The organism is Caballeronia fortuita (assembly GCF_001544835.2).
GTDB lineage: Bacteria > Pseudomonadota > Gammaproteobacteria > Burkholderiales > Burkholderiaceae > Caballeronia > Caballeronia fortuita.
The window spans coordinates 311,856-332,879 of sequence record NZ_FCNX02000007.1 but is presented as its reverse complement, the minus strand read 5'-3'; the positions used below and the strand labels follow the sequence as shown (position 1 = coordinate 332,879).

Sequence of the window (21,024 nt, the reverse complement as noted above, 5' to 3'; positions counted from 1 at the left end):
CTCCCTTCGATCATCCCAACAATGCGTAGAGCGGCGTGCCGACGAAAAGCGTGATCGCACCGCCCGCCGCGAGAAACGGCCCGAATGGAAGCGGCTCCTCGAAACGCATGCGCTTGCGCCACGTCGCTACGATGCCGAACGCGGCGCCCGCGACAGCCGCAATAAGCAGCACTTGCGCGAGCGCCGACCAGCCGAGCCAGGCGCCGATCGCGGCGAGCAGCTTGAAGTCGCCGTAACCCATGCCTTCGACGCCGCGCACGAGCTTGAACAGCCAGTACACGCACCACAGAAAGACATAGCCTGCGATCGCGCCGGCCACGGCATCGTGCAGCGTCGCGAAACCGCCATCGCCGAAATTGACGATGAGTCCGGCCCAGAGCAAAGGCAGCGTCAGCACATCGGGAAGATAGCGCGTGTCGTAGTCGATGAGCCCGGCGGTGAGCAGCGTCGCGCACAGTCCGAAAGCGGCGAGCGCGGGCCACACCGGGCCGAACGCGTAAAGCGAGAGCGCCGCGAGCGCGGCTGTCGCGAGTTCGGTGAGCGGATAACGCGGGCTCACGCGCGCGCCGCACGCCGAACAGCGGCCGCGCAGCGCCAGATAGCTTACGACCGGAATGTTTTCCCACGCGCGCAACACATGCTTGCAATGCGGGCAGGCGCTGCGCGGCACGGCGAGATTGAAGCGCTCGGGGTACGCGTCCGCCGGAACTTTCGGCGCTTCGGGCGCGGCGGCGTCCACTTCCGCGCGCCACGCGCGTTCGAGGATGACCGGCAGACGATGCACGACGACGGTCAGAAAGCTGCCGATCACGAGGCCGAACACGATGACGAACCCGTACTGCACGGCGACAGGCAGCGCGGCGAACGCCGCCAGATAGGGGCTCGCGAAATGCGCGGTGGACGGATCGAACGAAGGCTGCATGATGGTCGAACGGTTGCTCTGGCCCGCGATGCTACACCACGTTGCCGAGCTGAATGATAGGAAGATACATCGCGATGACGAGGCCGCCCACGAGCGCGCCCAGCACGACAATGACGATCGGTTCGCAAAGACTCGCGAACCCGCCGATGCGCTCGTCCACTTGCCGGTCGGCGAGCGTGGCGAGATCGAGGAGCATTGCATCGAGCGAGCCGGACTCTTCGGCGACCGCGATCGGCTGCACGACGTCCTGCGGGAAGCATCCGGAGGCGCGCATTGCGGCCGCGAGCCGTTCGCCGTTGCGCAGACGCGCGGCGATATCGACGGTGGCGCGGTCGAATACGCGATTTCCGGTCGCGTGCGTGAGCGAGTCGAAGGCATCGGACAAAGGCGTGCCTGCCGAAAGCAGCGTGCCGAGCGCGCGGCTCCATCGCGCGACGGCGAGGGCGCGCAGCAGCTTGCCCGCGAGCGGAAGATGCAGCGCGACGCGATCGGCGGATTCGCGCGCATCGGGTGATCGCTTCATCCAGTTCCAGGCTACGACCGCCGCGCAGCCGAGCGCAACGGCAACCGGCACGCCGACACGCGCGACGCCATTCGAAAGCGCGAGCACGAAACGCGTGGGCGCGGGCAGCGCGGCGCCGAAGCCGTCGAAGATCGTCTTGAAGGTCGGCACCACGCCGATCAGCAAGCCCGCCGTGATCGCGAGCGACAACAGCAGCACCATGAGCGGATAAGTGAGCGCCGCGCGCAGTCTCGCCCGTTGTGAGGCGGCGCGCTCGCGGTCGTCGGCGAGACGCGCGAGCACCGTCGGCAACGCGCCCGCGACTTCGCCGACCGAAACGAGCTGACAGTACAACGCGCCGAACGCGGCCGGATGCTGCGCCAGCGCCGCCGAAAACGGCACGCCGCGTGTGATTTCGCGCGCCAGTGCGCGGACGATGCGCGGCAGGCCGCCGCCCGCCGCGCTGCCGCCCAGCAATTCGAGCGCGCCCGCGAGCGGTAATCCAGCCCGCAGCAGGCCGGCGAGCTGCCGTGTGAAGACGGTTACGTCCGCGGCCTTCGCTTTGGGCGGCGGCGCGGCGCCGAGCGTTTCGAGCGCGGTGACGATCATGCCTTCGCGCCGCAGCGAGGCACGCGCGGCGAGCGCGTCGCTGGCGATGATCTTCCCTCGCTTCGACCGGCCTTCGGCGTCGAGACCATGCCAGGCGAAGCGCTTTTCGAGCGCGTCGGACATCATTCGGCCTCCGTCGCTTCGGCCGCTTCGGCGACGCTCGTCACCCCTTCGCGCACGCGTGCGAACGCCGCATCGCGCAAGCCGGGCATGCCGCGCGACTGTGCCGCGCGCGCGATTGCATGCGTCGCCGCACGCGACACGATCAGCTCGCGAATGTCGTCGCAAACCGGCATCACCTGATGCACGCCGACGCGCCCCCGATAGCCGATGCCGTGACACGCCGGACAACCGCGCGCCTCGAACGGATGGAAGCCGTCCGCGAGCGGCAGCGCCGACCGCACGCGGCAGAACTCGCACAGCTTGCGCACGAGCCGTTGCGCGGTGACGAGCCTGAGCGCGGCAGCGAGGTTGTAGGGCGCGACGCCGATATCGATGAGACGCGCGATCGCGGCGGGCGCGTCGTTCGTGTGCAAGGTCGAGAGTACGAGGTGCCCGGTCTGCGCGGCCTTCACCGCGACGTCCGCGGTTTCGGCGTCGCGAATCTCGCCGACCATGATGACGTCAGGGTCCTGGCGCATGAACGCACGCAGCGCCACGGCGAAGGTCAGCCCGGCCTTTTCGCGCACGCTTACCTGATTGATGCCCGCGAGCTGGATTTCGACGGGATCTTCGACGGAGCACACGTTGCGCGCCTCGGCGTTGAGCATCTGCAGGAAGCAGTAGAGCGACAGGGTTTTGCCGCTTCCGGTCGGGCCGGTGACGAGGACGAGACCGTGCGGCGCGCGTATCGCCGATTCGACCGAGTGGCTTTGCGCGTCGTCGAGACCGAGCGCGGCGAGCGACAGATCGGGCGGGAGCGCGTCGAGCCGCCGCAACACGAGCTTCTCGCCGAAGAGCGTCGGAAGCGAGTTGACGCGATAGTCGCCCATCCGTCCGCCCGGCAGATTCAGGCGCAGCCGTCCGTCCTGCGGCACGCGCCGCTCGGCAATGTCCATGCGCGCGAGCACCTTGATCCGCGTGACGAACGCGTCGCGCAAATGAGGCGGCGGGCGCTTCAAGACGTGCAACGCGCCGTCGACGCGCAGGCGGATGCGCCACGCGTGCTCGGCTGGCTCGACGTGAATGTCGGACGCGCCGCGCTCGGCGGCTTCGCGCAAGGTGTCGGTCAGCAGCGAGACGGCGGGCGTCTCGTGATCGGATGCGGAATCGCGGGAAGGGGAAAGCATGGCGTCGGGCCTGGAGTCGAGATGATCCGATCATCTCGCCCGCGCACGCGGACGCCCAGTCGTCCGAATGGCTAACGCAGCGTGTGTTTCGTGGGCGCGAGCGGGCGGAAGATCTTGACCGTGCGGATCGCCTGATCGTCGCTGCGCATGACTTCGAACGTCACGTTCGCGATCTGCACGGAAACGTCGCCGTCCGGAATGTCTTCGAGCGTTTCGAGGATCAGGCCGTTGAGCGTCTTCGGGCCGTCCGTCGGCAGCGTCAGATGCAGCCAGCGGTTCAGTTCTCGCAGCGGCATGCTGCCCGCCACGATGCACTCGCCGTTCTCGTCCCAGCCGCCGCGCGAGCCGGCACCGCGCGGGATCGTCGTCGTGAATTCGCCGATCAGTTCCTCGATGATGTCCTCGGGCGTGACGAGCCCCTGCAATTCGCCGTATTCGTCGACGACGATCGCGATCCGCTGACCGCTCTCCTGGAAGTATTGCAACTGCTGGAAGACCGGCGTGCCCGCGGGCACGAAATACGGCTCGGTGAGCAGTTCGCGCAGCGTGTCGCGTTCGAGCTCCTGGTTATGCAGCGCGGAAAGCGTCTTGCGCACGTGCAGGATGCCGAGCACACGATCGATGTCGCCCTGGAAGACAACGAGCTTGTTGTGATAGCACGTCTCGAGCTGATGCAGGATCTGCTCGAAAGGCGCGTCGAAGTCGAGTGCTTCGATGCGCCGGCGCGGGATCATCACGTCGTCGACGGTGATGTTCTCCAGATCGAACAAGTTGAGCAGAATGCTGCGGTGTTTGGTCGGCATGAAACTGCCGGTTTCCAGCACGATGGTGCGCAGTTCTTCCGGCGAAATGCGCTGGTCGCGCTTGGTGCGCGTGTTGATGTGCAGCGCGGCGAGAATCGCATTGGCGAACAGGTTCACGAACCAGATGAGCGGCCGCGCGATACGCATGAGCGGCGCGAGCACGAGGCTCGCGGGCAGCGCCACTTTTTCGGGATAGGTAGCGCCGACGATTTTCGGCGCGATCTCCGCGAACACGATGATCAGGAACGCGATGACGCCCGTCGTGATCGACAGGACGAGATTGTTATGGCCGAAGGTGCGCAGCGCGATCGATGTCGTGAGCACCGGGATGATGGTGTTGATCAGGTTGTTGCCAATCAGGATCACGGAAAGAAGCTGGTCGGTTTTCGCCAGCAGGCCTTGCGTCGTGCGTGCGCGTAGCGATCCCTGGCTTGCGAGATATTTCAGGCGATGGCGGTTGAGCGCCATCATCGACGTTTCGGAGATCGAGAAGAAGCCGGAAAGGAAGAGAAGCAGAAAAATGGCGCAAATTTGCGCCCATAAGGGAAGGTTGTCCACGCGGTGATCGAGTAGGGGCGGAGATGGGAGGCAATATAACAGACGGGCGAACAAGGCCGCCCTCGGCCGCTCGGCCAACGCGAGCGGCTTGCTGCGGAAAATAAAAAACCCGCATGGCGGACCATGCGGGTTTTTTCGATTCTGGTCGGGGTGAGAGGATTCGAACCTCCGGCCTCTACGTCCCGAACGTAGCGCTCTACCAGGCTAAGCTACACCCCGAATTCGACCACCTTGGACTCCTACGACTTTTTAGTCTCGTTTAAGACTGTCTTGCCGTCGAGTAAGAACATAATTCTAGCAGGCTCTCTTTATAGATGGAAGAGGGAAATGAAGAAATCGCATTTGCCGCCGCCTGTGCTTCCTTTCGCGCGCACTCCAGCGTGTGGTCCAGCGCGCCGGATGTGGTGATTGCATGGAAGATCGTGTCGAAGCGGTCCGTGCCGCCTTGCTCGATCGCCTCGCGCGCGAGCGCCGCCTGCTCCGGCGTGCCGTGCTCCATCAGATAGATGAGCGGTAACGTGGGCTTGCCTTCGCGCAGGTCGTCGCCGGCGTTCTTGCCCATCGATTCGGGCGTGCCGGTGTAGTCGAGCCAGTCATCCATGATCTGGAACGCCGTGCCGATGCGCCGCCCGAACTCCGCCGCCGCCGCTTCGGTGCGCGCGTCCGAGCCCGAGAGCACCGCGCCGAGCTGCGCCGCCGCCTCGAAAAGCTTCGCCGTCTTGTAGCGGATCACCTGCATGTAGCGCGCTTCGTCGACGTCCGGATCGTGCATGTTGAGCAGTTGCAGGACTTCGCCCTCGGAGATGATGTTGGTCGCAACCGACAGAATCTCCATCACGCGCATCTTGCCGACGCTCACCATCATCTCGAACGAGCGCGAATACAGAAAGTCGCCGACGAGCACGCTCGCCGCATTGCCGAAAAGCGCATTGGCGGTCTTGCGGCCACGCCGCAGATCGGATTCGTCGACGACGTCGTCGTGCAGCAGCGTCGCCGTGTGAATGAATTCCACCACGGCCGCGAGTTCGTGACGATGACCGGTCGTGTCGCCCAGCGCCCCGGACACGAGCAGCAGCAACGCGGGGCGCAACCGCTTGCCGCCCGCGCCGATGATGTACTCCGAGATCTGGTTGATCAGCATCACTTCTGATGCCAGGCGCTGCCGGATGACGCGATTGACCTGCTGCATGTCCTCGGCGATCGGGGCGAGCAGTGCGGCGGCGTTGGGAGAGGAAGTGGCGGTCGACGACATGATCGGCAAAAAAGGTAATCCGGCGGATTATAAGGCGAATCCGACAGACGACGGGGTTCGGGTGTTTCGATTCGTGCGACGTCGGCGAAATTCGGATACGGTTCGCTGACTTTTCGCTTCGTTTTCGCCGAGGTTCGGCTCCGGTCCGCGCGCGGTGCCAGACGTGCGCGCATCGCCATCACACTTTGACGTCGAGCGTAACCCTATGTATAATCGCGTGTTTTCCCCGCGTGGTGCGTGGGAAATGTGAAGTTTCCCGCGCGAGCGGGAAAGAATTCTGAGTGAGGTTCTCAATGTACGCGGTCATAAAAACCGGCGGCAAGCAGTACAAAGTTGCCGTTGGCGAAAAACTTAAAGTAGAACAGATACCGGCAGACATTGACGCTGAAATCACGCTCGACCAGGTTCTCGCAGTAGGCGAAGGCGAATCGATTCAGTTCGGTACGCCGCTGGTCAGTGGGGCTTCCGTCAAGGCTACCGTCGTGTCCCAAGGTCGTCACAAGAAAGTGACCATCTTCAAGATGCGTCGCCGGAAGCACTACCAAAAGCACGCTGGCCATCGCCAGAACTACACCGAACTGCGCATCGACGCGATCAACGCGTAAGCGCATCGGTTAAGGAGCTAAGCAAATGGCACACAAAAAAGCAGGCGGGTCTTCCCGCAACGGCCGCGACTCCGAGAGCAAACGCCTCGGCGTGAAGGTGTACGGCGGCCAGGCAATCAACGCGGGCGGCATCATCGTTCGCCAGCGCGGCACGCGCATGCATCCGGGTGAGAATGTCGGCATCGGCAAGGATCACACGCTGTTCGCGCTGACCGACGGCCACGTGAAGTTCGTGACCAAGGGCGCCGCACGGAAGCACACGGTCGTCGTCGTCCCGGCAGCGTAAATCTTACGCACGGGCTTCAGGACCGAAAAAGGCCCCGCGAAGTTCGCGGGGCTTTTTCTTTGGCGGATACAAATGCAGTTGTCCGTGACCGGCACACGCAGGTCGCGGCAAAATAGAGCGAATACACGGGACGGAGCAACGCATGAAGTTCATTGACGAAGCGAGGATCGAAGTCATCGCCGGCGACGGAGGAGATGGCAGCGCGTCGATGCGCCGCGAAAAGTTCGTCCCGTTCGGCGGACCGGACGGCGGCGACGGCGGGCGTGGCGGCAGCGTCTACGCGGTCGGCGATCGTAATATCAACACGCTGATCGACTACCGGTTCTCCAAGAAGCACCAGGCGCGCAACGGCGAAAACGGCCGCGGCGCGGACTGCTACGGCAAAGGCGGCGACGACATCACGCTGCGCATGCCGGTCGGCACGATCATCTCGGATCAGGAAACAGGCGAAATCATCGCCGATCTGACCGAGCACAATCAGCAGGTCCTGATCGCGCAGGGCGGCGCGGGCGGGCTCGGCAATCTGCATTTCAAGTCGAGCACGAACCGCGCGCCGCGTCAGAAAACCGATGGGAAGCCGGGCGAGCGCCGCATGCTCAAGCTCGAGCTGAAAGTGCTCGCCGACGTCGGCCTGCTCGGCATGCCGAACGCGGGCAAGTCCACGTTCATCTCGTCGGTGTCGAACGCGCGGCCGAAGATCGCCGATTATCCGTTCACGACGCTCGCGCCGAATCTCGGCGTGGTGCGTGTCGGGCCGAGCAAGAGCTTCGTGATCGCGGACATTCCGGGTCTGATCGAAGGCGCGGCGGAAGGCGCGGGGCTCGGGCATCGTTTCCTGCGGCATCTCCAGCGCACGGGCGTGCTGCTGCATCTCGTCGACATGGCGCCGTTCGACGAAAACGTCGATCCGGTCGCGGAGGCGAAGGCGATCGTCAACGAATTGCGCAAGTACGACGAGTCGCTCTACGAGAAGCCGCGCTGGCTCGTGTTGAACAAGCTCGACATGGTGCCGGAGAATGAACGCGAGGCGCGTATCGCCGATTTTGTCGAGCGTTTCGAGTGGGATGGTCCGGTCTACGAGATTTCGGCGCTGACAGGCCAGGGCTGCGAAGCGCTCACGTACGCGATCTACGACTACATTTCGCAGCATTCGGACGCATCGCGCGCGGCGGAGGCGGAAGATCTCGCCGCCGACGTGCGCTTTCGCGACGATGCACGCGACGGCGCAGCGAAGGAATAAAAGCAACCACGAGGAGAAAGCGCACGATGCGTTCGGTCATCGCCGCTGCGAAGCGAATCGTAGTGAAAGTGGGGTCGAGCCTCGTCACCAATGACGGTCGCGGGCTCGATCATGCGGCAATCTCGCGCTGGGCGTCGCAAATCGCGGCGCTGCGCGAAGAGGGCAAGGAAGTCGTGCTCGTGAGTTCGGGCGCGATTGCGGAAGGCATTCACCGGCTCGGCTGGACGAAGCGCCCGCGCGAAATCGACGAATTGCAGGCGGCGGCCGCTGTCGGCCAGATGGGTCTTGCGCAAGTCTACGAAAGCAGCTTCGGCGCCCACGGCATCCGTACCGCGCAGATTTTGCTCACGCACGCCGACCTCGCCGATCGCGAGCGCTATCTGAACGCTCGCTCAACGCTTCTGACGCTGCTGCGTCTGGGCGCAGTGCCGATCATCAACGAGAACGACACGGTCATCACCGACGAAATCAAGTTCGGCGACAACGACACGCTCGGCGCGCTCGTCGCGAATCTGATCGAAGGCGATGCGCTCGTCATCCTCACCGATCAGCGCGGCCTCTTCACCGCCGATCCGCGCAAGGACCCGAACGCGACGCTCGTCGAACAGGCCGATGCCGGCACGCCCGAACTAGAGCAGATGGCGGGCGGCGCGGGTTCGAGCCTCGGACGCGGCGGCATGCTGACCAAGATTCTCGCGGCCAAGCGTGCGGCGCACAGCGGCGCGAACACGGTGATCGCGAGCGGCCGTGAAGCCGACGTGCTCACACGCCTCGCATCGGGTGAGATGATCGGCACACAACTCATCGCGCGCACCGCGCGCATGGCGGCGCGCAAGCAGTGGATGGCGGATCATCTTCAGGTGCGCGGGCACGTCGTGATCGACGATGGCGCCGTCAACAAGCTCACCGCCGATGGCAAGAGCTTGCTGCCGATCGGCGTCATCGACGTAAAGGGCGCGTTCGATCGCGGCGAAGTGATCGCATGCGTGAACGATCGGGGACAGGAAGTCGCGCGCGGCATCACGAACTACAGCAGTTCCGAGGCGCGGCTGATTCATCGGCGGCCGAGCGGCGAGATCGAATCGGTGCTCGGCTACATGCTGGAGCCGGAGCTGATCCATCGCGACAATCTCGTGCTCGTCTGAAACACAAACGCCCTTCGCTCGAAGGGCGTTTTCACATCGGCGCGCGGAAGCAGTCAGCGCAGATTGATGGAGCGCTGCGTGCGCTTGTATTCCATGTTGTTGACGATCTGCTTCGCGTTGCCGACGGGCAACTTGCTCGCGCAGAAGTAGTCCTGATAGAGCGCCGCCTGATACGCGTTCAACTCGCCGTTCTCGATGCGCTTGAACTCGAACGCGGAGCCCTGATCCCAGCCGTTCTGATCGTCGTTGATGCTTGCGTAACGGCGCCATTCATAAGTATCGCAACGAATGCCTTCGTAGTTGACGTTGCGCGCGCCCGCCGGGCTGGTCACGACGACCACGTATCGGATGACGCCGTCCTGGCCGACCGTAAGCGTCGTCTTGTCGACGGAAAACGAGAGCGGCGTGTTCTGCGATACGTTGAAATCGACGAGGTTGGACGCTTGCGGCAGCGGCGGCATCGTGTCGATCTTCTCTTCGGCCCACGTGGTTTTGCGGTCGAGCAGATAGGTGAACACGCCGTCGTCCTGCGTGGACGGCGCCTTGTTGCTGGAACAGCCGGCGAGCACGGCGAGCGCTGCCGCGGATGCCGCGATTACCGCGAGTGAGGCATTCACTTTCAATTGAATCTTCCCGGAGAACATGCGCGCGGGCTCGACGGCCCGCCCGGCGGAACAAAGCGAGATGGCACGGCGAGCGTGTCGCCGTGCCATCTGTCGAAGTTTGAGAGTCAATCCGTGCGAAGCGGCGAGGCGCCCGGTCTTACGACGAGCGCTGCACGATTACGTGCACTTCTTCGCTGACCGTGCATTCTGCCTGAACTGCCGCGCCGGAAGCAGTAATGGCAGGCGCTTCGATGGTCATCGTCTGAAGCACGCGCGGATAGCGCGGTCCATGATGCGCGGCGCGCTCGCCGCGTTCACCGCGGGAGTTGGTACGCCGCAGGAAGCGGGACAGCTCGGTGAGAGCCATTTGATAAACGTCGCGCTTGAACTCGATGACCGCTTCAAGCGGCACCCAATACTCGTTCCAGCGCCAGGCATCGAATTCCGGATGATCCGTCGCACGCAGGCAGATGTCACAATCGCGTCCCACCATACGCAGCAGAAACCAGATTTGTTTCTGACCGCGATAATGTCCGCGCACCTCGCGCTTGATGAACTTGTCCGGCACCTCATAACGCAGCCAGTCGCGCGTGCGACCGACAACTTTCACATGCTCCGGTAGCAGGCCGGTTTCTTCGTGTAACTCCCGATACATCGCTTGCACAGGGGTCTCACCGTATTTGATGCCCCCTTGCGGAAACTGCCAGGAATGTTCACGCAGCCGCTTGCCCCAAAACACTTCGTTGCGCGCGTTCAAGAGGATGATGCCGACGTTCGGGCGAAAGCCTTCACGATCCAGCATACAGCCACCTTCAAATCCTTTAAAATTGCTTTGATTATAAACAGTTAACGGACCCCGCGCACCGGCACGAACCCGAATTCGGGGCACGTTTCCCGGTCAGCGCGCAAGACGCTTTGCCAGCATTCCGGGAAGACGGCAAAATCTTCTCCCTTGCAAAGCCGACGACCGTTTCCGTCGTTCACCTTCGATCCGCCTGCTCCGGCGCCACAATGGCGCCGAAGCGCGCGCCGCTTTTGGATAATTTGAATGAAAGCATCCCGTTTCTTCATCGGCACCCTGAAAGAAGCTCCCGCCGACGCCGAGATCGTCAGCCACAAGCTGATGATGCGCGCCGGCATGATCCGCCGCGTCGCGGGCGGCATCTACGATTACATGCCGATCGGTCTGCGCTCGGTGCGCAAGGTCGAAGCCATCGTGCGCGAAGAGATGAACCGCGCGGGCGCGCTCGAATTGCTGATGCCCGCGGTGCAGCCCGCCGAACTGTGGCAGGAGAGCGGCCGCTGGGAGCAATACGGACCGGAACTGCTGCGTTTCAAGGATCGCCACGAGCGCGATTTCGTGATGGGCCCGACGCACGAGGAAGTCGTGACGGATATCGCGCGTCGCGATATCAAGAGCTATCGCCAGTTGCCGGTGAACTTCTATCAGATTCAAACGAAGTTCCGCGACGAGATCCGTCCGCGTTTCGGCGTGATGCGCGGCCGCGAGTTCATCATGAAGGACGCGTATTCGTTCGATAAGGACTTGGACGGCCTCGCCGAGTCGTATCGCAAGATGTACGAAGCCTATGTGCGCATCTTCACGCGCATCGGGCTCGAGTTCCGCGCGGTCGCGGCGGACAACGGTTCGATCGGCGGCAGCGGGTCGCACGAGTTCCACGTGATCGCCGAAACGGGCGAGGACGACATCGCGTATTGCCCGAGTTCGGATTTCGCCGCGAATGTCGAAGCCGCCGATGCGCTGCCGCTCATCGCGCAACGCGCCGCGCCGACCGAAGAACTGAAGAAGACGCCGACGCCCGGCGCCGCGAAGTGCGAGGCGGTCGCGCAGTTGCTGAACATTCCGCTCGAGAAGACGATCAAGTCGATCATTCTCGCAACCGACAACGAAGGCGCCGAGCCGACCATCTGGCTGCTGATGCTGCGCGGCGATCACTCGCTCAACGACATCAAGACGAGCAAGCTGCCGGGTCTCAAGGGTTATCGCTTCGCGACGGAAGCCGAGATCGTCGAGTGGTTCGGCACGCCGCCGGGCTATCTCGGCCCGATCGGCACGAAGAAGCCGGTGCGCGTGATCGCGGATCGCACGGTCGCGAACATGAGCGACTTCGTGGTCGGCACGAACGAGGTCGATTACCACACGACCGGCGTGAACTGGGGCCGCGACCTGCCCGAGCCGGAAGTGGCGGACATCCGCAATGTCGTCGCGGGCGATCCGTCGCCGGACGGCAAGGGTACGCTCGAAATCTGCCGCGGCATCGAAGTGGGCCACGTGTTTCAACTCGGCACGAAGTATTCGGAATCGATGGGCGCGACCTTCCTCGACGAAAACGGCAAGCCCGCGCCGATGCAGATGGGCTGCTACGGCATCGGCGTGACGCGCGTGCTGGGCGCGGCGATCGAACAGAACTTCGATGAGCGCGGCATCATCTGGCCGGAAGCCATTGCGCCGTTCGAAGTCGTGATCTGCCCGATGGGCTACGACCGCAGCGACGCCGTGCGCGAGCAGGCCGACAAGCTGTACGCCACGTTGCAGCAAGCGGGCATCGACGTGATCCTCGACGATCGCGGCGAGCGTCCGGGCGTGATGTTCGCGGATTGGGAACTGATCGGCGTGCCGCATCGCATCGTGATCGGCGATCGCGGGCTGAAGGAAGGCAAGCTGGAGTATCAGGGCCGCCGCGACACGGAAGCCGCGCTGCTGCCGGTCGATGAAGCCGCCGATGTGGTCATCGGAAAAGTGCGGGCCGCGCTCGGGAAGTAATGCAGTACAACTTTCTGTCCGCGACGATCCTGCTGCTGCTGATCACCGATCCGCTCGGCAACATTCCGATCTTCATCAACGCGCTGCGCAGCGTCGCGAAAGAGCGGCGTCGCGTGGTCGTGCTGCGCGAAGTGGCGATCGCCTTCGTCATTCTGCTGGTGTTCATGCTGGCGGGCGATCGCTTCCTGCGCGCGATGAATCTCACGGATGTCTCGTTGCGCATCGCGGGCGGCATCGTGCTGTTTCTGATTGCGCTGCGCATGATCTTTCCGCATCCGGATGGCGCGATGGGCGGCGACTCGCGCGGCGGCGAGCCGCTGATCGTGCCGCTCGCGATTCCTGCGCTGGCCGGGCCGTCCGCGCTCGCCACGGTAATGCTGCTGACCTCGCAAGCGCCCGGCAAGATGTTCGAATGGATCGGCGCGCTCACGGTGACGATGATCGTCTGCGCGATCGTGCTGATTCTCGCGGAGAAGATTCAGCAGTGGCTCGGCGAGCGCGTGGTGACGGCTTTCGAGCGCTTGATGGGGTTGGTGCTGGTCGCGATTTCCGTCGAGATGATGCTGACGGGCATACGCACTTTCGTGCATCAGCTATGAAAAAAGCGGCCCGCGGGCCGCTTTTTATTTCGCACGAGGACGCGCTCACGCACCTTCAGTCAACGCGCGGATCGTCGGCAGATTGCGCCAGTAACCCTTCGCATCCATTCCGCACCCGAAGACATAGCGATTCGGCACTTCGAAGCCGCAGAAATCAGGACGCAGCGGCTTCGCCTTCGGGATGATCTTCTCGCACAGCACCGCCGACAGGAACGTCTTCGCGCCCATCGCCATGATGCGGTCACGGATTGCGGCCATCGTTTCGCCTTCGTCGAGGATATCGTCGAGCACGAGCACGACGCGATCCTTCACCGACTCCGCCGGCGCCACGCGCCACTGCATTTCGCTGCCGCCCTTGATGGCATTGCGATAGCGCGTCAGGTGGATGTAATCGAACTCGAGCGGGAAGTCGAGATGCGGTAGCAGCATGCCGGTGAAAACGGCCGCGCCTCCCATGACCGAAAGCACGAGCGGGAAGTCGTCTTTCGTCGCCGCCTTGATGGCCGTGGCCATCTTGCCGATCGATGCGTTGACTTCGTCAGCCGTCACGATCTCTTCGGAGTGGCTGAAAATATGGAGAGCTTCTTCGCGATTCATAGGGAAAGCGGGGGAGAGGCTGACTTCTTAGTGTGGAAAAAAACGGCGGCGTGCGCCATATGATAAACCCGCGCTTCGTTCGACTCGGACGCCCGAGGAGAACGCGGGTTCGACAGGCGCGCGTCTCAGCGCATGCCGGGCAACATGCCTTTCATGCCGCGCATCATCTTTTGCAGATTGCCGCCCTTCAGCTTCTTCATCATGCCGCGCATCTGCTCGTACTGATTGAGCATGCGGTTCACTTCCTGAACGTGCACACCCGCGCCCGCCGCGATGCGACGCTTGCGCGCGGCCTTGATGAGCTCGGGCTTCGCGCGTTCCTGCAAGGTCATCGAATTGATGATGCCTTCCATGCGGCGCATCTGCTTTTCGGCGTTGTTCATGTCGGCGCCTTGCGCCGCCTGCTGGAACTGCGCGGGCAGTTTGTCCATGAGCGACGACAGGCCGCCCATCTTCTTCATCTGCGAGAGCTGCGCCTTGAAGTCGTTCAGGTCAAAGTCGCCGCCTTTCTTGACCTTGTCGGCGAGCTTTTGCGCAGCCTGCGTATCGACACCGCGCTGCGCTTCCTCGACGAGCGCGAGAATGTCGCCCATGCCGAGAATCCGGTTCGCCATTCGGTCCGGATGGAAGACTTCGAGGCCGTCGAGCTTTTCCGCGACGCCGACGAACTTGATCGGCTTGCCGGTGACGTGACGCACGGAAAGCGCCGCGCCGCCGCGCGAATCGCCGTCGAGCTTCGTGAGCACGACGCCGGTGAGCGGCAACGCGTCGTTGAACGCCTTCGCGGTGTTGACCGCGTCCTGACCCAACATGGCGTCGACGACGAACAGCGTTTCAGCGGGCTTGAGCAGCGTATGCAGCTCGCTGATTTCCTTCATCATCGCTTCGTCGATGCCGAGACGGCCGGCCGTATCGACGATCACGACGTCGTGAAAATGACGCTTCGCCCAGTCGATCGCCGCACGCGCGATGTCGGCAGGCTTCTGATCGGGCTCCGACGGGAAGAAGTCCGCGCCGACCTGTTCGGTCACGGTCTGCAACTGGCGGATAGCGGCGGGACGATAAACGTCGACGGAAACTGTGAGCACCTTCTTCTTGCTCTTCTCGCGCAACAGCTTGGCGAGCTTACCCGTCGTGGTGGTTTTACCCGCGCCCTGCAGACCGGCCATCAGGATGACGGCGGGCGGCGCGACGGCGAGGTTCAGTTCGGCGGCCTTGCCTTCGTAATCGCCGCCGATCACGGCCGTCAGTTCTTTCTGAACGACGCCGACGAGCGCCTGACCCGGCGACAGGCTCGACAACACTTCCTCGCCGAGCGCCTTTTCCTTCACCTTCGCGATGAACTCGCGCACGGCCGGCAGCGCCACGTCCGCTTCGAGCAGCGCGAGGCGCACTTCCCGCAACATCTCTTGCGTATTGGCTTCGGTCAGCCGAGCCTCGCCGCGCAGCGTCTTGACGACGCGCGCCATCCGTTGAGTCAGGTTATCGAGCATGGGGAAACGGTAGTGAATGCGGCCCTTTTTCAGCGCGAAACGGCGTGTCGCCCCGCATTGGCGCAAGGGAGAAAACGTCGCGATTCAAGGGCCTAGTGTAAACTTCGAACATGGATATTGTACTGTATGCCCTCACTGCGCTTCTCTACGGCGGCCTCGCCGTGGCGGGCTGGCGCGCGCATCGCCACACGGTCATCGAGCCGGCGCTGGCCGGCGTGCCATCGGGCATCGGGAGTGCGCCGGCCGTGAGGTCGAAGGCGTCCGGAATGAGCGGCGTCGGCCGCGCTCTACTATTAGTGGCGTTGCTCGTGCACGGCCTTTTGCTGCACACGACGATCTTCCCGCAGAACGCAATGATCTTCGGCTTCGCGTTCGCGCTCTCCGCGATGTTCTGGCTCGGCGCGGGCATCTACTGGATCGAGAGTTTCTTCTTCCCGCTCGACGGACTGCGTCTCCTCGTGCTGCCGCTCGCGTGCATTGCGTCGCTGCTGCCGCTCGTCTTCGGCGGCGTGCGCGTGCTGTCGTACTCCGCCGCGCCGATGTTCAAGCTGCATTTCCTGATCGCGAACATCGCATATGGACTCTTCGCGATCGCCGCGCTGCACGCCGTGCTCATGCTGATGCTCGAACGCCGCCTGCAGCGCATGCGCGGCATGGCGACGCGTCATACCGGCAGCAACTGGCTCACGAGCTGGCTCGACGCGCTGCCGCCGCTCCTCACGCTCGAAAAGCTGCTGTTCCGCCTGATAGCGGCCGGCTTCGTGCTGCTTACGCTGACGCTCGTGTCGGGCGTCGCGTTCAACGAACAACTGCTCAATCGCGCGCTGCAGTTCGATCACAAGACCGTCTTCGCGTTCCTCTCCTGGTTGATGTTCGGCGCGTTGCTCACCGCGCGCCGCATCTCCGGATGGCGCGGCCGCGCTGCGTTGCGCTGGGTGCTGGCGTCGTTCGCGGCGCTGCTGCTCGCGTATGTCGGCAGCCGCTTCGTGTTCGAAGTGCTCCTGCATCGCGCGGTCGTCTGAGCGTCTGAATCTATCGGCATTCGAATCGATGCGAAATTTCTTCTTTCTGATCGTCCTCTTTTTTCTGAGCCAGTGGCTCCTGAAGAAGCTGCGCCGCGCGAACGAGCGCGCGCAGCAGGGCGAAACGCAGTCCGGCGGCGCGACCGCGGGCGGCGCGCACGATGCGCGCCGCGCCCGCAACGGCAACGGCAACGGCGCGGCCACGAGTGCGCCGCAGCTCGCCGATCCGCTCATCCGATGTGCGCAATGCGGCGTGCATACGCCGCGCAGCGAAGCGATCGTCGTCGCGGGCGAGCGCTTCTGCTGCGCCGATCACGCGCGCCACTACGCGACTCGTCCGACCGGTCGCGACGCGCGATAAACCCGCCCGTCGATTCCACGACGAACGCCATCGCGGACTTCTTCGACGACGCGCTCGATCACGACGCGTATCCCTGGTTCGATCGTCTGCACGGCATGCGCGAGGTCGCGATCGAGCGGTCCATTCAAACCCGCCAGCGCCGCGTAAGGTCTTTCTCGTTGCGCCGCAGCAGCGCCGCGCGCGAGGCCTTGTCGTGCTTTGCATCAGCAAAAGTCAACCCCGGCAGGTCAGGCGCGAGGCAAATAAAACTTTTTGAGACTGCGAGGATGTCCACTATACTTGGTGCCGAAAGACGTACTTCGCACTATATCTTGTGTTGTTGAGGCGGCGCCCGCTCCGATGAGCCGGCGCCGCCCGCTTTCCGGCGTAGACGAAGTTTGGCGGGCCCGGGGCGATGCGCGAGGCGGTTCTCTTTGCGAGGAGAGAGGCGCCGGGCGCATCGGGCGCCAGCGAGCAGCACCGTGAAGAAGGCGAGCAAGTGAGCGCGAATTGCGTCGACCGACACCGCGCGCCAACGCGGGCACCGCATGAGACGCCAAAAACAATGCGGGCCGTAAGCGTCGCGATTCGTGTTTTCCAGCCTGCTGTATTCACAGCCTGGCCTCACCGCCAAAACATCGCGCGACTCTCATGAACGTTTCGTGACGCGCGCGGCATAAGTGATAAATCCGCGGACCATCCGCACCATTCGAACACCAGGAGTTTTGCACATGCAAACCACCGAGAACGCCACGACTTCCTTCGAAGGCGCATCCGCACAGCCGATGGGCGGTGCGCAGAACGTGGGCGCCCAGGCGCTCGCGCCGAACACGACGTTTGCCGACTACAAAGTCATCCGTCGCAACGGAAGCGTGGTGTCGTTCGAGCCGACGAAGATCGCGATCGCGGTGACGAAGGCGTTCATCGCTGTGAACGGCGGGCAGGGCGCGGCGTCGGCACGCGTGCGCGAGCAGGTCGAGCAACTGACGCAGGCGGTCGTGCGCGCGCTCGTGCGCAGCCGTCCGCATGGCGGCACGTTCCATATCGAAGACATTCAGGATCAGGTCGAACTCGCGCTGATGCGCGGCGGCGAGCACAACGTCGCGCGCGCCTACGTGCTGTATCGCGAGAAGCGCACGCAGCAGCGTTCGCAAGAGCGTTCGTCGGCGCAGAACGCGTCGGGAAGCGTTGGCGGCGTCATCAACGTGACCGACAACGGCGTCACGCGTCCGCTCGATATGGAAGCGCTGAAGGCGCTGATCGTCTCCGCATGTGCGAATCTGGGCGATGCGGTATCCGCCGAGCCGATCGTCGCGGAGACGGTGAAGAATCTGTACGACGGCGTGCCGATGTCGCAGGTCTACGACTCGGCCATCCTCGCCGCGCGCACGATGATCGAAAAAGATCCGGCGTACAGCCAGGTCACCGCGCGCATCCTGCTGCACACGATCCGCCGCGAGATTCTGGAAGAAGAAGTGACGCAAGCCGAAATGCGCGAGCGTTACGCCGAATATTTCCCGCTGTTCATCAAGCGCGGCGTCGAGGCCGGCCTGCTCGATGAAAAGCTGCAACAGTTCGATCTCAAGCGTCTGGGCGCCGCGCTCGACCAGAACCGCGATCTGCAGTTCGGCTATCTGGGCTTGCAGACGCTGTACGACCGCTACTTCCTGCACGTCGACGGCACGCGCATCGAGTTGCCGCAGGCGTTCTTCATGCGTGTCGCGATGGGCTTGTCGCTCAACGAGATCGACCGCGAGGCGCGCGCCATCGAGTTCTACAACGTGCTGTCGTCGTTCGATTTCATGTCGTCTACGCCGACGCTTTTCAACTCGGGCACGCATCGCTCGCAATTGTCGTCGTGCTATCTGACGACGGTTTCCGACGACCTCGACGGCATCTACGAAGCGCTGAAGGAAAACGCGCTGCTCTCGAAGTTCGCGGGCGGTCTCGGCAACGACTGGACGCGCGTGCGTGCGCTCGGCTCGCACATCAAGGGCACCAACGGCAAGTCGCAAGGCGTCGTGCCTTTCCTGAAGGTCGTGAACGATACGGCCGTCGCGGTGAATCAGGGCGGCAAGCGCAAGGGCGCGGTGTGTGCGTACCTGGAAACGTGGCACCTGGACATCGAAGAATTCCTCGAGCTACGCAAGAACACGGGCGATGACCGTCGCCGGACGCACGACATGAACACGGCGAACTGGATTCCCGACCTGTTCATGAAGCGCGTCGTCGAAGGCGGCGACTGGACGCTGTTCTCGCCGTCGACCTGCCCGGACCTGCACGATCTGTTCGGCGCGGACTTCGAAAAGGCATACGTCGCTTACGAAGAGAAAGCCGCGCGCGGCGAAATCAAGCTGTTCAAGAAGCTGCCGGCCGCGCAACTGTGGCGCAAGATGCTGGGCATGCTGTTCGAGACGGGCCATCCGTGGATCACGTTCAAGGATCCGTGCAATGTGCGCTCGCCGCAGCAGCACGTCGGCGTCGTGCATTCGTCGAACCTGTGCACGGAAATCACGCTGAACACGAGCGAAACGGAAATCGCCGTGTGCAACCTGGGCTCGGTGAACCTCGTCGCGCACATGGTGAAGCAGGCCGACGGCACGTACGCGCTGGATCACGCGAAGTTGAAGCGCACCATTAGCGTCGCGATGCGCATGCTCGACAACGTCATCGACATCAACTACTACGCGGTGCCGAAAGCGCGCAACTCGAACCTGAAGCATCGTCCGGTCGGCATGGGCATCATGGGCTTCCAGGACTGCCTGCATCTGCTGCGCACGCCGTACGCATCGGGCGAGGCGGTCGAGTTCGCGGATCGTTCGATGGAAGCCGTGTGCTACTACGCGTACTATGCGTCGACGGAACTGGCGGAAGAGCGCGGCCGTTACGCGACGTATCGCGGTTCGCTGTGGGATCGCGGCATTCTTCCGCAGGATTCGCTGAAGCTGCTGGCCGAGGCGCGCGGCGGATATGTGGAAGTCGATTCGTCCGAGTCGATGGACTGGCCTGAACTGCGCTCGCGCATCTCGACCTACGGCATGCGCAACTCGAACTGCGTGGCGATTGCGCCGACGGCGACGATCTCGAACATCATCGGCGTGTCGGCGTGTATCGAGCCGACGTTCCAGAACCTGTATGTGAAGTCGAATCTGTCGGGCGAATTCACGGTCGTCAACGACTACCTCGTGCGTGACCTGAAAGCGCGCGGCCTGTGGGACGAGGTGATGGTGTCGGATCTGAAGTATTTCGACGGCACGCTTTCGCGCATCGACCGCGTTCCGGCCGATCTGCGCGCGATCTACGCGACCGCGTTCGAAGTGGATCCGAAGTGGCTGGTCGAGGCGGCGTCGCGCCGTCAGAAGTGGATCGACCAGGCGCAGTCGCTGAACATCTACATGGCGGGCGCGTCGGGCAAGAAGCTCGACGAGGTCTACAAGCTCGCGTGGGTCCGCGGCCTGAAGACGACGTACTACCTGCGCACGATGGCGGCGACGCACGTCGAGAAGTCGACGGTGGCGCATGGCGCGCTGAACGCGGTGCCGTCGGGTGATGGCGGCAATGGTGCATCGGGTGCGCAAGGCGGTTTCGGCGGCGTGACGGGTGGCGCGGCATCGTCGTCGGGGACGGGGGGCTTTAATGCATCTGCTGCTGCTGCTGCTGCTGCTGCGCCTGCGCCGGAAGCTGATGGACCTGTCTGCATGATGCGTCCGGGCGATCCGGGTTTCGACGAGTGCGAAGCCTGTCAGTAACTCTTGGTTGAGTTTGGTCCGATGCGGGCCGGCATTTGGGGCGTTCTTTCTTGCCTCCGGTGCCGGTCCGTTTTCTTTTTCGCCGGATCCCGTATTGGCGTTGGTTTATTAGCACTGCCCCTGTGCGGGGCGGCACCTACTTTCTTTGCTGCTGCAAAGAAAGTAGGCAAAGAAAGCAGCTTTTCAGGCCCGCGGTCACACGCACGTTGGGTAGTTCTCTCGTCCGAGGTGGCACTCGCCTAACGAGTGTCATCGTAGGCCCAATCGGGATTGGATCGCGCACGGTCTGACGAGCCAGGAGTTTTAGGGCACCGGTTCAGCACGAAATAGTTCCAGCACTGCGCTGCGCGCTGCCGTGGGGTATGCGAGGGAAACCGATGGTGCGCGTGCGCGGTGAGATGGTGGCTTCAGGTAGAAACACATCCACACCCGATTGACCCATCGGCCGCGAAGCGGGGCCGGCGCTATTTGGTGCTGAACCAACGCGCGAGGGAAACTAGCTAGTCAGACCGTGCGCGAGCCAAGCCGCGTGATTGTGATGAGGGCACTCTTTAGGCGAGTGCCATCTGCGACGAGAGGACTACCCAAACTGCGTGTGACCGCGGGCGTATCAGAAGCTGCTT

General features: G+C 63.4%; 19 protein-coding genes and 1 tRNA gene. 9 read left to right on the top strand and 11 right to left on the bottom strand.

All coding sequences use genetic code 11. The features are described 5' to 3' along the window. Positions 1-10: 10 nt before the first annotated feature. The 6 genes from AWB77_RS16035 to AWB77_RS16010 form a co-directional block, all read right to left on the bottom strand. Positions 11-922 carry a prepilin peptidase gene (locus AWB77_RS16035; RefSeq protein WP_061135426.1) on the bottom strand — a complete coding sequence of 304 codons (912 nt, stop codon included), beginning with the start codon at positions 920-922 and terminating at the stop codon, positions 11-13. A gap of 31 nt (positions 923-953) precedes the next feature. Further along, positions 954-2,159: a type II secretion system F family protein gene (locus AWB77_RS16030; RefSeq protein ID WP_061135425.1), complete on the bottom strand. Its 1,206-nt coding sequence runs from the start codon at positions 2,157-2,159 to the stop codon at positions 954-956. Continuing rightward, the gene (locus tag AWB77_RS16025) at positions 2,156-3,322 is read right to left on the bottom strand and encodes a GspE/PulE family protein (protein WP_061135424.1); all 1,167 of its coding nucleotides are present in this window, start codon (positions 3,320-3,322) and stop codon (positions 2,156-2,158) included. The genes AWB77_RS16030 and AWB77_RS16025 overlap by 4 nt, the downstream gene beginning before the upstream one ends. 71 nt (positions 3,323-3,393) lie before the next feature. Next, positions 3,394-4,683 carry an HlyC/CorC family transporter gene (locus AWB77_RS16020; protein WP_061135423.1) on the bottom strand — a complete coding sequence of 430 codons (1,290 nt, stop codon included), beginning with the start codon at positions 4,681-4,683 and terminating at the stop codon, positions 3,394-3,396. Between the two features lie 142 nt (positions 4,684-4,825). Next, positions 4,826-4,902: transfer RNA gene (locus AWB77_RS16015), tRNA-Pro, on the bottom strand. Between the two features lie 40 nt (positions 4,903-4,942). After that, the gene (locus AWB77_RS16010) at positions 4,943-5,935 is read right to left on the bottom strand and encodes a polyprenyl synthetase family protein (protein ID WP_061135422.1); all 993 of its coding nucleotides are present in this window, start codon (positions 5,933-5,935) and stop codon (positions 4,943-4,945) included. Between the two features lie 293 nt (positions 5,936-6,228). On the opposite strand from AWB77_RS16010, the gene rplU reads away from it, so the two are divergent. The 4 genes from rplU (at position 6,229) to proB (ending at position 9,211) form a co-directional block, all read left to right on the top strand. Next, positions 6,229-6,540 (top strand): 50S ribosomal protein L21, encoded by a 312-nt coding sequence (gene rplU / locus AWB77_RS16005; RefSeq protein ID WP_008342953.1) that lies wholly within the window; start codon positions 6,229-6,231, stop codon positions 6,538-6,540. 25 nt (positions 6,541-6,565) lie between these two features. After that, positions 6,566-6,826 (top strand): 50S ribosomal protein L27, encoded by a 261-nt coding sequence (gene rpmA / locus AWB77_RS16000; protein ID WP_061122473.1) that lies wholly within the window; start codon positions 6,566-6,568, stop codon positions 6,824-6,826. Positions 6,827-6,968: 142 nt separating this feature from the next. Continuing rightward, positions 6,969-8,066, top strand: coding sequence for an Obg family GTPase CgtA (gene cgtA / locus AWB77_RS15995; protein ID WP_061135421.1), 1,098 nt, complete (start codon positions 6,969-6,971; stop codon positions 8,064-8,066). Positions 8,067-8,092: 26 nt separating this feature from the next. Further along, positions 8,093-9,211: a glutamate 5-kinase gene (gene proB, locus AWB77_RS15990; protein ID WP_061135420.1), complete on the top strand. Its 1,119-nt coding sequence runs from the start codon at positions 8,093-8,095 to the stop codon at positions 9,209-9,211. A gap of 53 nt (positions 9,212-9,264) precedes the next feature. Here the strand turns inward: proB and AWB77_RS15985 are convergent, their stop codons facing one another. Together AWB77_RS15985 and AWB77_RS15980 are read right to left on the bottom strand one after the other, a co-directional pair. Further along, positions 9,265-9,855: a CNP1-like family protein gene (locus AWB77_RS15985; protein ID WP_061135419.1), complete on the bottom strand. Its 591-nt coding sequence runs from the start codon at positions 9,853-9,855 to the stop codon at positions 9,265-9,267. Between the two features lie 118 nt (positions 9,856-9,973). Further along, a complete protein-coding gene (locus AWB77_RS15980) occupies positions 9,974-10,618 on the bottom strand; it encodes an RNA pyrophosphohydrolase (RefSeq protein WP_061135418.1) in 645 nt (214 codons plus the stop codon). 246 nt (positions 10,619-10,864) lie between these two features. On the opposite strand from AWB77_RS15980, the gene AWB77_RS15975 reads away from it, so the two are divergent. Beyond that, entirely contained in the window at positions 10,865-12,601 is a 1,737-nt protein-coding gene (locus AWB77_RS15975) for a proline--tRNA ligase (RefSeq protein WP_061135417.1), read from the top strand. Continuing rightward, on the top strand, positions 12,601-13,200 hold the full coding sequence (locus AWB77_RS15970) for a MarC family protein (protein WP_061135416.1): 600 nt from the start codon (positions 12,601-12,603) through the stop codon (positions 13,198-13,200). The genes AWB77_RS15975 and AWB77_RS15970 overlap by 1 nt, the downstream gene beginning before the upstream one ends. Positions 13,201-13,245: 45 nt before the next feature. On the opposite strand, the gene AWB77_RS15965 is transcribed toward AWB77_RS15970, so the two are convergent. Further along, complete coding sequence (locus AWB77_RS15965; RefSeq protein ID WP_061135415.1) at positions 13,246-13,797, bottom strand: hypoxanthine-guanine phosphoribosyltransferase; 552 nt, start codon at positions 13,795-13,797, stop codon at positions 13,246-13,248. 125 nt (positions 13,798-13,922) lie between these two features. Beyond that, positions 13,923-15,290: a signal recognition particle protein gene (ffh, locus tag AWB77_RS15960; protein ID WP_061135414.1), complete on the bottom strand. Its 1,368-nt coding sequence runs from the start codon at positions 15,288-15,290 to the stop codon at positions 13,923-13,925. Positions 15,291-15,400: 110 nt separating this feature from the next. On the opposite strand from ffh, the gene AWB77_RS15955 reads away from it, so the two are divergent. Together AWB77_RS15955 and AWB77_RS15950 are read left to right on the top strand one after the other, a co-directional pair. Then, complete coding sequence (locus AWB77_RS15955; RefSeq protein WP_061135413.1) at positions 15,401-16,312, top strand: cytochrome C assembly family protein; 912 nt, start codon at positions 15,401-15,403, stop codon at positions 16,310-16,312. Between the two features lie 28 nt (positions 16,313-16,340). Then, entirely contained in the window at positions 16,341-16,673 is a 333-nt protein-coding gene (locus tag AWB77_RS15950; RefSeq protein ID WP_061135412.1) for a PP0621 family protein, read from the top strand. A gap of 124 nt (positions 16,674-16,797) precedes the next feature. Here AWB77_RS15950 and AWB77_RS35820 read toward each other — a convergent pair whose 3' ends face one another. After that, positions 16,798-16,947 carry a hypothetical protein gene (locus tag AWB77_RS35820; protein WP_157694821.1) on the bottom strand — a complete coding sequence of 50 codons (150 nt, stop codon included), beginning with the start codon at positions 16,945-16,947 and terminating at the stop codon, positions 16,798-16,800. Between the two features lie 436 nt (positions 16,948-17,383). On the opposite strand from AWB77_RS35820, the gene AWB77_RS15945 reads away from it, so the two are divergent. Continuing rightward, positions 17,384-20,401, top strand: coding sequence for a ribonucleoside-diphosphate reductase subunit alpha (locus AWB77_RS15945; protein ID WP_061135411.1), 3,018 nt, complete (start codon positions 17,384-17,386; stop codon positions 20,399-20,401). Positions 20,402-21,024: the final 623 nt, after the last annotated feature.